Source organism: Sulfitobacter sp. D7, from assembly GCF_003611275.1.
GTDB lineage: Bacteria > Pseudomonadota > Alphaproteobacteria > Rhodobacterales > Rhodobacteraceae > Sulfitobacter > Sulfitobacter profundi.
In genome coordinates this window covers 1865477-1879886 of sequence record NZ_CP020694.1, presented here as the reverse complement: position 1 = coordinate 1879886, position 14410 = coordinate 1865477, and the positions used below count along the sequence as shown (strand labels likewise).

Below are 14410 nucleotides of genomic sequence, written 5' to 3'. Positions count from 1 at the left end.
GCTTAGCTCTGTTCGGCCTTTAGCCGCTCCACTCCGGCGACGATGCTGCGCACGGTCGAGATGTCGAAATCGCTTTCGCTGGGGCTATTGGCATTAAAGGGCACGTTGATATCAAACGTCTCTTCAATGGCGAAGATGCTTTCGACGACCCCCATGCTGTCGATGCCCAGATCCTCCAGCGTGCTGTCCAGCGTGACATCCTCCGGCTCAATCATGGCCTGTTCGGCGAGGATGGTGATGACCTGATCCTGAGTGCTCATGGCGGCGTCCCTCACATATGTCCGCGGCAGGTTTAGTCAGCCTTGTCGGCTTTGGAAACCAGCTTCTGCAAGGCTGCGACATCACGCAGCAGTTTGGGCAAGCGGCGCAGCGCCTTGTAGATTTCGGTCTGCTTGCTCATCTGCGTGGCGGGATAGCCGAGCATCGTGCGGCCCTCGGGTACGTTGGACAATACAATCGTCCCGCCGCCTGCGATCACCCGGTCGCCGATCGTGATGTTGTCGGCCAGACCGACCTGCCCGCCCAGCACAACATTGTCGCCCACGCGGGTTGAGCCGCCAACACCGGCCTGCCCGCAAAGCAGACAGTTTTTGCCGATCACCGCGTTATGGCCGATGTGGACAAGGTTGTCGATTTTCGTGCCATCGCCCACGCGGGTATCCCGGATGGTGCCATTGTCGATGGTGGAGCCCATGCCCATTTCAACATCCGCGCCGATGGTCACCGCGCCGAGCGAATGAATGCGGGTCCAAGGCTGTGGCGCGGCGTCGCCCTGATCGCCCAGCGTTTGCCGGGCTTTTTCGACCGTGGACAGCTCTGGCGTCACAAAGGAGAAACCATCGCCGCCCAAACGCACGCCGGACTGCGCAATGAAGCGTGGGCCAATGGTGACGCGCGCGCCGATGCTGACGTGTTCTCGTAGGAAACAGCCCTCGCCCAATGTCGCATCCACGCCGACAAAGCACAGCGGTCCGATGACGCTCCCTGCGCCAATCGTAGCCCCGGCAGAGATCACCGCCAGCGGCCCGACCGAGACATCATCGCCAAGCACAGCATCGGGGTCGATCACGGCTGTAGGATGGATGCCCGGCTTGAACCCCTGCCCTTTGTCGAGCATGCGCGTCACACCGGAAAGCGCATAGCGCGGACGGTTCGGCAAGATTGCCGCCTTGAGACCCAGAGCCCGCCAATCCGCGCCTTCCCAGAGCATCGCCACCTCGGCGGCACCCTCAGAAAGGCTGCTGGCATAGCGCGGGTCCATCGCCAGCGCCATCTGACCCTGTTTGGCACTGGCCGGTTCGGCAACGCCGCTGACCATGAGTTCGATGTCGCCCTCGGCGGTGGCGCCGACGGCTTTGGCGATTTGCTGAACACTATAGGTCATTTCGGGCGGCCCTTACTTGTTGCGCGCCCGAGAGTTACCCCTGAACGCCGCGCAAGGCCACCCCCGCCTTGGCCAGCGCGTTCCAGATCAGCGCATCCCGGCCATAGACGTCATCGCGGTATTCGGTGTGACCACGGGCGTTGGTGACGGCGGTGCGGTAGATCAAATGCACGGGCACCTGCTCTTCTAAGACGATCCGTGTCTCGCGTCCGCTGCGCAGCACGGCCTGAAACTCGCCCTCGGGATCCGCAGACTGCGGGGCCAGCAGCGCATAGGCAAACTCAAACGGTTCGGCCAGACGCACGCAGCCATGGCTGAAGGCGCGCACGTCGCGGTCGAACAGGCTCTTGGCCGGGGTGTCATGAAGGTAGATGTTGTATTTGTTGGGGAACATGAACTTCACCAGACCCAGAGCATTGGTGTTGCTGGGCGGCTGACGCATGGAAAAGGGGAAGGTCCGCGCGGTGTATTTGCTAAAATTCACGGCACCGCGGTTCACCTTCCGGCCACTTCTGTCGGTGATTTCAATATGGCTCACCGCATTACGGTTCTGCTTAAGCTGCGGCAGGTATTCCCCAACGATGATCGAGCGTGGGACGTACCAGCTTGGGTTGACCACCATATGCTCCATCACATCCGAAAATTCCGGCGTCGGGCGGTCTTCGCGGGCTGCCCCAACGACCGAACGGGTCTGGAAGGTGGTCTTGCCATCGTCGATGATCTTGGCCGAGAAATCGGGGATGTTCACAAGGATATGACGTTTGCCGCGGTCGGTGTTGAACCACCGCTCGCGCTCCAGCGCCACCATGACCGATTGCAGCCGCTGCTCTACACCGATGTTGATCTGCTTCATCGTGGCCGGACCTGCGACACCATCGGTGTTCAGCCCATGGGCCTCTTGGAACTGGCGCACGGCATCGGTGAGGCTGGCGTCATAGCCAACGGCGTTGGACCGCTCCAGATAGCCCATGGCGATAAGACGGTTGCGCAGTGCGATCACGTCATTGCCAGTATCGCCCGGCTCAAGCTTGCCTGCGGGAACCGATGGGCCCCAGCCGCCCTGCGACAGCAGCTTTTCCATCGCGATTTTCTCTTTGAGCAGCGCATTATACTCAAGGCTGCGCGGCGGCAGGGCGCGGAAATAAGCAGCGGGAGTGGATTTGGGCAGGTCTTGCAGATAGGTCTTGCGGTCACGGTAAGGGATTTCACGCACGATCTGGCTGATGATCCGCTTGGGGATCAGCACGCCGGTCTGTATGTCGCGAGCGTAGCGCAGGAAGACGCGGCTCAGTTCAACTTCGGCGAATCCCCGGTCGCGCGGGCTCTGCGCGTTGCGCAGCATGTCCAGAACGGCATCGGGGTTATAGCGCGTCACCGGCAGGCCGTGGTCATCCGCCGTGGTGATCGCCCGCAGCAGTTCCGAACGGCGCACACGGTGTTCCTCGGCGGCGCCGGTCCAGATCGCGGCGTAGTCATTTTCGCGGTAGAAAGCAGCGATATCATCGTCCTGCGCGGCGGCCTCGGCGACCGCCTGTTTGAAGGCAGTGACCTGCGCCGTGGCGGGCGCGGCAAAGATCAACGCCGTGATCATCAGGGCCAGCCCCGCGATAAGATTGGGCAGATGCCGTGAAGAGGTCGCGCTGAATCCCATGTCGTTCCCCGTGAATTTACCATTGCCGCCGAGCGACCCTATTGCCTGCCCGGTTTGCCAATAATAAGACGCGCAAGTCCATTCAAATTTCCGTTCGCAGGGAAATCTGGTTTTGGTCTGTGCGCATCGGGCATCGGTTTTCCCTGTAAACATTGGGTTTTTTAACCACATTGCGCAAAAACTTGCCTAAATTTGTACCTCTCGGGAACCTTTCCGATTCAGCCCTTGGTCAGATTTTCCCGCTATGCAATAACAATGTTGCATCTGGGGATGAGATGAATGGCCCATGTAACATCTTGGGTAACTTAGGCAGACGACGGGACAGAGACACATGACAGGCACAAGCTCCTCGGGTATGACCCGACGCGCCCTTCTGGGTGCATTCGCAGCAACCACCGTTGCAGCAGCTCCCACCTTCTCTAACGCGGCAGGTTTTCTGCGTGGCGCTGGCGATATTCGCCGCATCCGCATGTTCTCCGGCCGCACAGGCGAACGGCTGGACATGATCTATTGGATCGAAGGTCACTATATCAAAGACGCCTTTGCCGAGATCAACCACTTTATGCGCGATTGGCGGACGGATGAGGTTACCAACATGGACCTGCGTACCGTCGACATCATGGCCGCGTCGCACAACCTGCTGGATGTGAATGAGCCCTATATGCTCCTGTCCGGCTACCGCAGCCCAAAGACCAACGCGATGTTGCGCTCCCGCTCTAGCGGTGTGGCCAAGAACTCGCTGCACCTCAAAGGTCAGGCCGCTGACCTGCGCCTCGCATCGCGCTCGGTGCATCAGGTGGCCCGTGCGGCGATGGCCTGCGGCGGCGGCGGTGTTGGGCGCTATTCCGGCTCCAACTTCACCCATATGGACTGCGGCTCGGTGCGCAGCTGGGGCGGCTGATCGCAGCCTCTCCGGTGAAATGAGTGGTTTGTTAAGGGCGCCTTCGGGTGCCTTTTTTTTAGCGCGCTTTTGTTGCGCGCGGGCTTTCCCCTGCCATGGCGCGCCTCTACGGTCGCGCTGGAATAAGACCGGGGAGCGACATGCAGCCAAAGGGTACAGCGCGAATTGCGGTGATCGGATTCGGGCCACGGGGCCTTGGCGCGTTGGAGGCCCTGTCACAGCGCCTCAAGTCCACCGACCGCCGCGTGCAGATCGATATTTACGAGCCCGGCCCCTATCCCGGCGCCGGACCAAACTTCGCCCCATCAGAGCCGGCCTATTGTCTGCTCAACATCCCATACCGCGATATCGCCATCCGGCCGCCGCAAGGAACGACCGTGGGGCGCTTTGCGGACTGGCAAGACAGGCCCATCGATCCCGACAGTTTCCCATCCCGCGCCGATATGGGCCGCTACCTTAACGCGCGTTGGGACGATCTTTTTGCACAGGGTTTTAAGAAAACCGACGCGATGCTCAGGCTAATCCCGGCCCAAGTCTCGCGGATCTCGCGGAAAGACTCAGGCTGGCGTGTCGAATCGAAGTCCGGCGCGGAGGCAGTCTATAACGAGGTCCTTCTCACCCTCGGCCAGCCGCCCGTAGAGGCGGACGCGCAATGGGCCGGTTGGCAAGATCACGCGGCGCAGACCAAGGCGGAGGTCGCGCAGGCCTATCCTGCGGCAGCGCTCGGTGAACAGGCGGCGGGCTGGCAGGGCAAGCAAGTCGCCATCCGGGGCTTGGGTCTGTCGACCTATGACGTGTTGCGCAGCCTGACCACGGCGCAGGGCGGCGGTTTCGATGCGGCGGGCTATCACGCCTCGGGCCGGGAGCCGAGGCGCATTCTGCCCTTCTCGCTCAACGGTCAGCCGCCCTTCCCCAAACCGGGGAATGCCGCCCTCGACGCGTTTTTCGAGCCATCACCGGAGGAGACCGCCCGTTTCACCCAAGCCGCCACGGCAGCGGTCAGCGCGGGGCCTGAGGTGGCACCCTCGCTTATCTCTGGGGCCTTGATGCCCGTGGTGGCCCGCATCCTTGGGCCGCAGAATGTGTGCGAGGCGGAGGTCGCGGAGTGGCTGGAAACGGAATGGTCAGACCCCGGCGCGCAGGACCGTCTGCCCCCGATGGACGCCCTGCGCTATGGGATAGACCTAGCCGCCGGAGAGGTCGCACCAAGCCCCGGCTACGCGCTTGGGCAGGTTTGGCGCAAATGGCAGGATCAATGGCGCGCCGCCTTTAATCCGGGCCACGCAACCCCGGAGACGGCAAAGCGGTTGATAGACTTCGACGAGGGGCTAAAGCGGTATTCTTACGGGCCGCCCCTGTCGTCGGCGCGAGAACTGCTGGCCCTGATTGACGCGGGATTGGTTGATCTGGCGCTCACCATGAACCCCGAAATTGCAGAAACAGAGCAAAGTTGGACCCTCCGCTCACAAGGGCGGGCGGCGAAAGTCTCAGTCATTATCGACGCGGTGCTTCCCGCGCCGGATCTCTCCAACATCAAGGGCCCGCCCCTGCCCGACCTCATCACGCAGGGTCTTCTCGCGCCGGTCTCAACCGATCTGGCCGCGGCGATTGCGCCCGACGGCACCCTATGTGACCAAGGCGGACACCCCGTTCCCGGCCTGTGCCTATTGGGCCGTTTGGCGCTTGGCAGCGTGACGGCGGTGGATTCGCTGCATGATTGCTTTGGCCAATCCGCCGACCGTTGGGCGCAGGGCGTGATTGAGAGACTGTCGGCCTAAAGCGCTGTTGAAAAGCTACAACAGTTTGTGATCCCGTTATAATGATGGAACAGCCCGGCCCTGAAACGGTTTCCCCTTCAACACGAGACTGAAGAATAGGGGAAAGACGCAATGAGAAGACGACATTTCATCACCGGTATAGCAGCCAGCGGCGCAGCATTCAGCGGCGGCCTCGCCACGCCCGCATTGGCGCATCCGCCCAAGGAAATGCCGAACTATGATGTGCCGCCAGAGATGATGCCGCGCAAAGTGCCGATCGCGGCAGGCGCGCCGCCCTATGAGATCCACGTCGATCCCGATAACTTCGCGCTCTACTGGACGCTGCCCGACAATATGGCGTGGCGCTATACCGTGGGCGTCGGTCGCCCCGGTCTCTACGAATCCGGTGAGTTCTACGTGGGCGCCAAGAAGGAATGGCCAAGCTGGACCCCGACGCCGGATATGATCGACCGTGAGCCGGAGAAATACGAGAAATACGCCGATGGTATGGATGGCGGTCTGGACAACCCACTAGGGTCTCGGGGCCTCTACCTCTTTACCGAAGAGCGCGGCGACACCTTTCTGCGGATCCATGGCACCAACGATCCCAGCACGCTGGGCAAGCGCGTCTCCAACGGCTGCGCCCGTCTGGTGAACGACCAGATGGCCGAGCTTTACGATCGGGTACCGATGAACACCCGCGTGGTGCTTTACGAGCCGCTGGGCTAAGCGATCCCGCAGTAAAAACCAAAAGCCCGGAGCGGAGAAAATCCGTTTCGGGCTTTTTTCTGTCGCCAAACCAACCCTAATGATTGAAACATTCTACACGCGCGGAGGAGCAGGCCGTGCAGTGGCGTGGGACACGTTCCTGCGACGGGTCTGTAACAGGGCTTGAAGGGGGGCATTTGGCCCCTGCTTGCAGTGCGCGTCAAACGTTTTGATCCAGAGAACATATATCCTAAACAATGCTTTGGGAGATTCCTGCCGATTGTTACGCTCCAATCGCGCGGCGTCTCGCCTCAACACAGCGCGGTGAACCGAGTTGCTTTGTAACAGCGCGTTGGCACCCCTTAATATCATTGTATCGAACGGGCCTCCCGACCTCCCCGCCTCTCCCCAGAGCGAGTAAGCCGACGCCCTTTCCCAAACCTGAAAGGACCTAAAAATGAAACTCTTTATCGCAACCGCCGCCGCCACTTTGATCGCCACTGCCAGCCTTGCCGGTCAGTCGACCCGCTACGAAGACCTGCGGCTCGACACCTCCGTGACCTCTGGCGTCGTCTACGCTGAGCAGGCCGGTGCCACCCGTCCCAATGAACGCGCTGCAGACCTTCGGCTAGAAACATTCTCGGATGATCGCGCGCCTGTCGCCACCTTCTCAACCAACGGCTTGCAGAGCAGCTTGGGCGAAGGTTTTGCCTATGGCGGTTTTGGGGCGGGCAACGACTCCCGCTGAGCCGGCGTGAATAGGACTGAGAAGGCCCGGACCGAGAGGTGCCGGGCTTTCTTGCATGCATCATCGAACGGCCCAGACGGGCTGAAAAACTATATTCTCAAAAAAAGGGGAAAATGGCGGAGCGACAGGGATTCGAACCCTGGAGACGGTCTCCCGCCTACACACTTTCCAGGCGTGCGCCTTCGACCACTCGGCCACCGCTCCGTTGATGCGCGGTTTAGCTTGGGGGGACAGTGAGTTGCAAGAGCGAAATCCCCCCAAGACAGATAAATTTGCCTAACCGCCCAGATGGACATAGACCCGGCGGTTCAACCGGCCCTTTTTCTCAATCTTTCCAAGGCGAAGCGCGCCGATTTCGCCGGTTCGGGCTACATGGGTGCCGCCACAGGGCTGCAAGTCGATGGGGTCTTGCGCGTCACCAATGCGGATCAGACGAATGTCACCCCGCCCGCGCGGCGGCGCGACGGACATGGTTTTGACCAGTTCCGGGGCCGCATCAAGTTCGGCTTCGGTGATCCAATCCTCGCTCACCCGCGCGTCGAGGGAGACGAAGTGGTTCAGCGCCTCTTCCAGCTCCGCCCGGTCTTGGGGCGCATCGGGCATGTTGAAATCAAGCCGTCCGTGGCTGGCCGAGATCTGCCCCCCCGTCACCGGATGCGGGATCACGACCGACAACAGATGCAGCGCCGTATGCACGCGCATATGTTTGTGGCGCCGGTCCCAGTCGAGCTCTTGGGTCACATAGGCCCCGACGGGCGGCAGGGCACGCGGCTCGGCCGGAACCAGCGCGATACGGCCACTGTCACGGTCGCGCACGGTGGTGGCGATGGAGAGTTCCTGTTTGTCCCATGTCAGCCAGCCGCTGTCGCCCGGCTGGCCGCCCCCAGTGGGGTAGAACAGGGAATTGTCCAAGATCACCCCGCCCTCTGGCGTATGGGCCGCCACGCGGGCCGGCGCGTCGCGCAGATAGGTTTCCTCTCGAAACAGTTCGCCTGTCATGCCTGCGGCTCCGCCTTTTCGCTGCCGAGTTCCTGCGCGGGCGCGGCATCGCTTTTAAAAGCCTCAGGATTGCGCAGCCAGAGGTCACGCTGGGCAAAGGGAATTTCGATCCCTTCTTCGTTGAAACGCGCGGCGATGGCGTGGTTGATGTCGTTCTTGACCTTCATCATCCAATTGACATCCCGCAGGTAGCAACGGACCTCAAACTCCAGCGCGTCGGCACCGAAGTTTAGGAACAGCACCGCGGGCGGCGGGTTGGTCAGCACGATGGGCTGTGCTTGGGCGATCTCTTGCAAGATGCCTTCCACCCGTTTGGTATCGGTGCCATAGGCCACGCCCACGGGCACGATCAGGCGGCCCACGGTATTGCCACGGGTGTAGTTGGTGACCGTGCCGCTGATCAGATCGGCATTGGGCACGATGACATCGGTACGGTCAAAGGTCTCGATCCTTGTCGAGCGTACAGAGATGTCGCGCACATAGCCCATCTGGCCGCCCACCTCGATCCAATCGCCTTCGGAGATCGGGCGTTCGATCAACAGGATGATCCCGGACACGAAGTTCGACACCACGTTTTGCAGACCGAAACCGATACCGACCGACAGCGCACCGGCGACATAGGCAAGCGCGGAAAGGTCGATCCCGGCCCCGGTGATGGCCAGCAGCGCGGCGAGGAAAATACCGACATAGCCAATCCCCGAGACGATGGCGTTCTGTCCGCCGATGTCCATCCGCGTCTTTGGCAAGACGTTGCTGCGCAGCGCACCTTGAATAAGACGGGTGGCGGCATAGCCGATCACGAAAATCACTGCGAAAGAGAGGAAGTCCGTCGGACGGATCCGCGTCTCGCCAAAGGCGAAGCCTCGGCTGAAGAGCGCCCAAAGCTCGGTCAGATCGGTGACCCGCGCGCCCCATGCCAAAGCCATCACCGGCAGCGAGAGCAGCAGTAGGATCAGGCCAAAGAACACCGGCATCAGCGCATCACGCGCCTGCACGCCCTGCCCGGTCATTGCGCCGTAGACATCCGCCAAGAAGCGTTGCAGCGTCATCACCAGCCCCAAAAGGACCAATGTGGTGACATAGGGAGGCAGCAGCGACACGGCGGCGTTGTAATAGCCACTGATCAGCAAAAGCGGTGCCACCACGGCCACGATCATCGCGCCCAAGCCCAGACCGCGCACCACGCGGCTAAGGGTCGAAACGCGCGGCTCTTCAGAGGCCGGGGCATCCTCCGCCACCGGGTCGCTGTGGCCGTGCAGAATGCGACCGATGCGGAACAGCGCAAAGGCGCTGAGCAGCATCACAGGCAGGCGCAGCACCGCTTCGGTTGTCTCTGCCGGTTGTTGACCGTCGAAAATGGCGGTGATGATGGCGCCCAAGATCACGGTGACGGTGATGATACTGACGTAGAAACGAACCGCCTTGCGCTCGGCCGATGGCAGCAGGATCAACGCTTCGTCATCATCGCGTGAAAACACCCGCTCGGCCACCCAGCGAACGCCCAGCATCGCACCGCCGATCACCGGGATAAGCTGCACCAAGGCCGAGCCGCGCGGCCCCAGCCAATCGGTCGCCAGTACGGCCATAGCCAGCAAGACCAGACCGACCGTGGGCAGGATGATCCGCAAAAGCGAAACCACGAAGCGCCAGATGCCAAAGCCGCGCGCGCCGAACTGCTGGAGCCGCCCAACGATTGTCGTCGACCAGTGGTGTCCGCGCAAAATCAGCACCAAGCCGAGTATGGTGAGCCCCAGAACCGCGGGTAGAGAGGACCGCAGACTGCGGCGCGCCGTGTCGGCATCATCCGGCGCTTCGGCTGCGATTTCACCGGCGGCGGTGGCCAAATCATCGATCGCCGTGCGCCAGTGCACCGGGTTGAGCGGCGTGGGCACGACCTCCATCAACTGTTCGGTCTGACGTTCGCGCAGAGCCACGTCGATTTGGCCGATCAGCGCATCGGCGCGCAGGTACGCCGCTTCGGCCCGCTGAACCGGCGTCAGCAGGGTGTTGAGCTGTCGGTTCAACTCTTCGCGGTTGGCGGCAACCTCGGGCGATTCCGGTTCGGCCCCTTCGCCCTCTGGCGGGGTGCCGAGCGCGGCCAATTGTTCCCGCAGCGTGTTGATCCGCGCCGCGTTCAGGTTTCGCGCAGCGTCAAATTTCGCGCGATAGTCCACCAGCCGGGCGCGCTGCACCTCAAGCATGGTTTCGGTGGTATCCGGCGCGTCGATGGCTTCTTCAGCGGTCGAGGCGACGGATTCCCATTGGTCAAAGTCCGGCAGAACCGGTTCTTGAGCGACAGCCGCGCCGGTCAGCCAGACCAGCAAGACGGTGAGGCCGAGGGCGAAGCGGAGCATTTGGGTCATGTATCCTCGAAAACACCTGGGATGGATTGTGGTGCGGCATCAAGCCAGTTGGGCGTTGGCAGCCCCTTCTCGCGGAGGAACTCCGGGTTGAAGAGCTTGGACTGATAGCGCGTGCCGAAATCGCAAAGCACGGTGACAATCGTATGCCCCGGCCCCATCTCTTTCGCCATGCGGACGGCCCCCGCGACATTCACGCCCGAAGACGCACCAAGGCAAAGCCCTTCGTTCTCCAGCAGGTCAAAGACCACCGGCAGGGCTTCTTCGTCTGAGATGTTGTAGGAATAGTCCGGTTTGAACCCTTCGAGGTTCGCGGTAATCCGCCCCTGACCGATGCCTTCGGCGATGGAACTGCCCTCGGCCTTCAACTCGCCTTCGGTGTAATAATTGTGCAGTGCCGCTCCATCGGGATCCGCAAGCGCAATTTTCACGCCCTTCGGCTGAAGCGCCATGGCCACACCGACAAGCGTGCCACCAGAACCTACAGCGCAGCAGAAACCATCCACCTTACCACCGGTTTGCTCCCAGATCTCGGGGCCAGTGGTTTCGATATGCGCCTGACGGTTGGCGGTATTGTCGAACTGGTTGGCCCAGATCACCCCTTCGGGCGTGGTCTTGGCCAGTTCCTTGGCCAAACGCTCGGAATAGCGGACGAAGTTGTTGGGGTTTTTGTAAGGAGCCGCAGGCACCTGCACCAGTTCGGCACCGGCAAGCCGCAGCATGTCTTTCTTTTCCTGCGACTGTGTCTCAGGAATAACGATAACGGTTTTGAACCCCATCGATGCGCCAACCAGCGCCAGCCCGATGCCGGTGTTGCCCGCCGTGCCCTCGACGATGGTGCCGCCGGGCTTCAACTCGCCCCGTGCGATGGCATCGCGGATGATAAACAGCGCCGCGCGGTCTTTGACCGACTGGCCGGGGTTCATGAATTCCGCTTTGCCCAAGATTTCGCAGCCGGTCTCTTCGCTCGCGCCGCGCAGCCGGATCAGCGGTGTGTTTCCAATGGCCTCGGCCAGATCTTTTGCAACCTGCATGTTTGCCCCCAGTTCATGTTCCGTCCGGTTTAGCTGTCGCGCTCGCGGACCTCAAGCGTTCGCGGTGGCGGGCCAGCCAATAGGCGCTTGCCACCAATGGCGCATTGGCAAGCGCCTGCGCATCGGCCAAGGCCATCAGATCGTTGAAGGACATCAAATGTGACCGTATATCCTCGCCCTCTGAGGCCAAACCGCCCGTGCCGATGATATGATCCGGCAAATCCGCCAATCCCACGAAAATGTGAAAGAATTCCGTCGCATTGCCGGGAGAGGCGTAGACGTTTCCTACGGGTTCCAAGGCACCTAATGTGATCCCCGCCTCTTCGAGCGCCTCGCGCCGTGCGGCGGCCTGCGGTGTCTCACCGGGATCAATATGGCCCGCGATGGGCTCTAACTGCCAGCAGGTGTGATCGCCCCGCGCCAAAGGGCCCATGCGGATCTGCTCAACCAGCAGCAGGCGGTCGCGTGCGGGGTCATAAGGCAGCACCAACGCCGCATCCGCGCTGACAAAGACCGCGCGGTCGATCTCCTCGGAGATGGCACCGTCGAAGGTCTCGTGGCGGAGGGAAATTTCATCAAGGGCAAAGAACTTTGCGTAAACGCGATCTCGGCCGGTAATCTCAATCTTTCCGTCGAGGGCCAGCGGATCATGCGCGCTCGTTTCAGCCAGCACCTGTTGATGGGCGCGGCGGCGGATCATCGGGAACATCGCGTCGACCTCGGCGCGGGGGCGTTTGCCCATATAGCTCATCACCTCGCGCGCCGCGTGGCACGACAGCGCAGCCCAATCGGCCTCCCATGCCTCAAGCGACCATGGCCCCTCACCCGTCCAGCGCCCCGGTTGCGGCAGATAGACCTCTGCCGCCTTCCCGTCTGCCAGCGTCACCGGCACCAGATCATAGTCAAAGGCGCCTTCATAGAAATCGAGCCGGGCAAAATCATCCGCACTCAGCCCTTGAACCAGCAGCCCTTCGGCCTGCGCGGCCTCGCATGTCTCAATCGTGGGAAACGGCCCCTCGGCGGCGGCTGAGACGCGGTAGCCCGGCAAGGTCGCAGGCCGCAGGTCAATCGCTCCGGCGGAACGGCCAAGCACAATTTCCAAAAGCGGCAAATGCCGCAGGGTGCCGTAAATAAAAAGATGTCGCATGGGGATCAGGACCAACGGTTATAAGCAAATTCGGTCAAAAGACCTGCGATCACAGCCCCGACGACAAGCGCCACACCGATGGGAAGTGTGGCAATCATCACCCCGAACTCCGCGCCGATCTGAAACACGGCAACGATGGCTTCGAATGGGTCGTCATAGCGGTTGCGCAGGGCCAGACGGACCATCTCATTCGCCGCCTGCAAGAAAATCGCCCAGAGCATCAGCACAAAGACCCCGGCCAACCCGTTATTGATCGCGGCCACTATGCCGCGCCCGGCGCGCTTGCCCATCACTCGCCAGCCCACCACAAGGCCAAGAAGGACGTTCAGCGGCAGGAAATACCCGAAATCCGTGCTTTCCGGCATCAGGGGCACCACCATGCCCGACAGGACAAAGGCCAGCACCGCGAGTGAGATCGCTGCCATAAGTCGTGCACCAGTCGGCATTTTCCGGCTCCTTGCGGGGATGGACCGCGGGCGCGGTCACACAGGTCGCCGTACCGTAATCTGCGTCACGTCGCAATTGCCACTGTCAAATGTCGCGGCACAGGAAGTGAGGTAAAAATTCCACATCCGGCGAAAGCGTTCGTCAAAGCCAAGCGCGGTGATCTGATCCCATTTCGCGTTAAAGGTCTCATGCCAGCGGCGCAGCGTGATGTCATAGCTCTTGCCGAACTCGACCGAGCGGTCGACCACCAGACCGGCGCGTTCCACCTGCTCGCGCAGCACCTTAGGGCTGGGCAACATGCCGCCCGGAAAGATGTATTTCTGAATGAAATCCACGCCGCGTTTGTAAACATCCCAGCGGGCGTGATCGACGGTGATGATCTGTAGCGTGGCTGCGCGTCCGGGCTTCAGCCTCTGGCGGACGGTCTCGAAATAGATCGGCCAATATTGCTCGCCCACCGCCTCGAACATCTCGATACTGGCGATGCCGTCATAAAGCCCGCGCTCATCGCGGTAGTCCTGCAATTTAAAGGTCACACGGTCTGACAGCCCGGCTTTTTTGATCCGGTCCACGGCGTATTTATATTGCTCGGCACTGATCGTCAGCGCGGTGACGTGCAAGCCCCGTTCGGCAGCGGCATATTCAGCGAAACCGCCCCAGCCGCAGCCGATCTCCAGCACGTGGTCGCCCGGTTGGACACCCATCTGGTCAACCATGGATTTGTATTTGGCGGTCTGCGCGGCCTCTAGCGACATCTGCGCGCCGTCCTCGAACATGGCCGAGGAATAGGTCATCGTCTCATCCAGCCAAAGCCCGTAGAACTCATTGCCAAGATCATAGTGCTTGCTGATGTTGCGTTTGGCCTGCTTGCGGTTGTTGCGTTGCAGCCAAAAGCGGAACTTCTCAAACTGACGCAGCAGCCCTTGGCCAGGGAAGCCGTCATAAACGGTTTCGTTGCCAGCATGCACCAAATCCATGAAAGCTTGGAGGTCTGGGGTGGACCACCATTCATCCAGATATGCGTCGCAGAAACCCAAATCGCCTTCGCGGATCAGGCGGGCAAAGAGGTCATCGTTGTGGATGTGCACCTCGGCCACCGGGCCGGGTTTGGCCCCTTCGGCCCGGAAAGCGCGGCCATCGGGCAAGACGAAATCCACCCGCCCATGCTGCATCGCCTGCGCCATGGCAAAGACCTGCGGGAAATAGCGCGGCAGACCCTTCTGCCCCTCTGTTGTCGTCAGCTTCATACCTCGGTTCCGTTCTTGTTCTTGGCG

Annotated in this window: 13 protein-coding genes and 1 tRNA gene; 4 read left to right on the top strand and 10 right to left on the bottom strand. The window is 61.4% G+C overall.

Translation table 11 applies throughout. From position 1 onward, the window contains the following. Nucleotides 1-2 precede the first annotated feature (2 nt). From B5M07_RS09105 to B5M07_RS09095, 3 genes are read right to left on the bottom strand one after another with little or no spacing between them, the layout of a single operon-like run. Entirely contained in the window at nucleotides 3-260 is a 258-nt protein-coding gene (locus B5M07_RS09105; protein WP_007119669.1) for an acyl carrier protein, read from the bottom strand. A 32-nt stretch (nucleotides 261-292) separates the two neighbouring features. Continuing rightward, nucleotides 293-1384 carry a UDP-3-O-(3-hydroxymyristoyl)glucosamine N-acyltransferase gene (gene lpxD, locus B5M07_RS09100; protein WP_120351068.1) on the bottom strand — a complete coding sequence of 364 codons (1092 nt, stop codon included), beginning with the start codon at nucleotides 1382-1384 and terminating at the stop codon, nucleotides 293-295. A gap of 34 nt (nucleotides 1385-1418) precedes the next feature. Beyond that, nucleotides 1419-3035 carry a L,D-transpeptidase family protein gene (locus tag B5M07_RS09095; protein ID WP_120352202.1) on the bottom strand — a complete coding sequence of 539 codons (1617 nt, stop codon included), beginning with the start codon at nucleotides 3033-3035 and terminating at the stop codon, nucleotides 1419-1421. A 331-nt stretch (nucleotides 3036-3366) separates the two neighbouring features. Here B5M07_RS09095 and B5M07_RS09090 point away from each other — a divergent pair, with 331 nt between their 5' ends. The 4 genes from B5M07_RS09090 to B5M07_RS09075 all read left to right on the top strand — a co-directional run bounded on the left by B5M07_RS09090 (nucleotide 3367) and on the right by B5M07_RS09075 (nucleotide 7149). Then, entirely contained in the window at nucleotides 3367-3936 is a 570-nt protein-coding gene (locus B5M07_RS09090; RefSeq protein WP_120351067.1) for a YcbK family protein, read from the top strand. A gap of 140 nt (nucleotides 3937-4076) precedes the next feature. Continuing rightward, nucleotides 4077-5714 (top strand): FAD/NAD(P)-binding protein, encoded by a 1638-nt coding sequence (locus B5M07_RS09085; RefSeq protein ID WP_162931837.1) that lies wholly within the window; start codon nucleotides 4077-4079, stop codon nucleotides 5712-5714. 111 nt (nucleotides 5715-5825) lie between these two features. Continuing rightward, complete coding sequence (locus tag B5M07_RS09080; RefSeq protein WP_386283378.1) at nucleotides 5826-6422, top strand: L,D-transpeptidase; 597 nt, start codon at nucleotides 5826-5828, stop codon at nucleotides 6420-6422. A 436-nt stretch (nucleotides 6423-6858) separates the two neighbouring features. Then, on the top strand, nucleotides 6859-7149 hold the full coding sequence (locus tag B5M07_RS09075) for a hypothetical protein (RefSeq protein ID WP_120351064.1): 291 nt from the start codon (nucleotides 6859-6861) through the stop codon (nucleotides 7147-7149). Nucleotides 7150-7263: 114 nt separating this feature from the next. Here B5M07_RS09075 and B5M07_RS09070 read toward each other — a convergent pair. From B5M07_RS09070 to B5M07_RS09040, 7 genes are all read right to left on the bottom strand, one after another. Further along, nucleotides 7264-7353 (bottom strand) — tRNA-Ser (locus tag B5M07_RS09070). Nucleotides 7354-7425: 72 nt separating this feature from the next. After that, on the bottom strand, nucleotides 7426-8148 hold the full coding sequence (locus tag B5M07_RS09065; protein WP_067936316.1) for an alanyl-tRNA editing protein: 723 nt from the start codon (nucleotides 8146-8148) through the stop codon (nucleotides 7426-7428). After that, on the bottom strand, nucleotides 8145-10511 hold the full coding sequence (locus B5M07_RS09060) for a DUF3772 domain-containing protein (protein WP_120351063.1): 2367 nt from the start codon (nucleotides 10509-10511) through the stop codon (nucleotides 8145-8147). The genes B5M07_RS09065 and B5M07_RS09060 overlap by 4 nt, the downstream gene beginning before the upstream one ends. Next, a complete protein-coding gene (locus B5M07_RS09055; protein ID WP_120351062.1) occupies nucleotides 10508-11542 on the bottom strand; it encodes a cysteine synthase A in 1035 nt (344 codons plus the stop codon). The genes B5M07_RS09060 and B5M07_RS09055 overlap by 4 nt, the downstream gene beginning before the upstream one ends. Nucleotides 11543-11555: 13 nt before the next feature. After that, a complete protein-coding gene (locus tag B5M07_RS09050) occupies nucleotides 11556-12689 on the bottom strand; it encodes an NUDIX domain-containing protein (RefSeq protein WP_120351061.1) in 1134 nt (377 codons plus the stop codon). A gap of 5 nt (nucleotides 12690-12694) precedes the next feature. Further along, complete coding sequence (locus B5M07_RS09045) at nucleotides 12695-13135, bottom strand: TrgA family protein (protein ID WP_120351060.1); 441 nt, start codon at nucleotides 13133-13135, stop codon at nucleotides 12695-12697. Nucleotides 13136-13171: 36 nt separating this feature from the next. Then, entirely contained in the window at nucleotides 13172-14383 is a 1212-nt protein-coding gene (locus B5M07_RS09040) for an SAM-dependent methyltransferase (RefSeq protein WP_120351059.1), read from the bottom strand. Nucleotides 14384-14410: the final 27 nt, after the last annotated feature.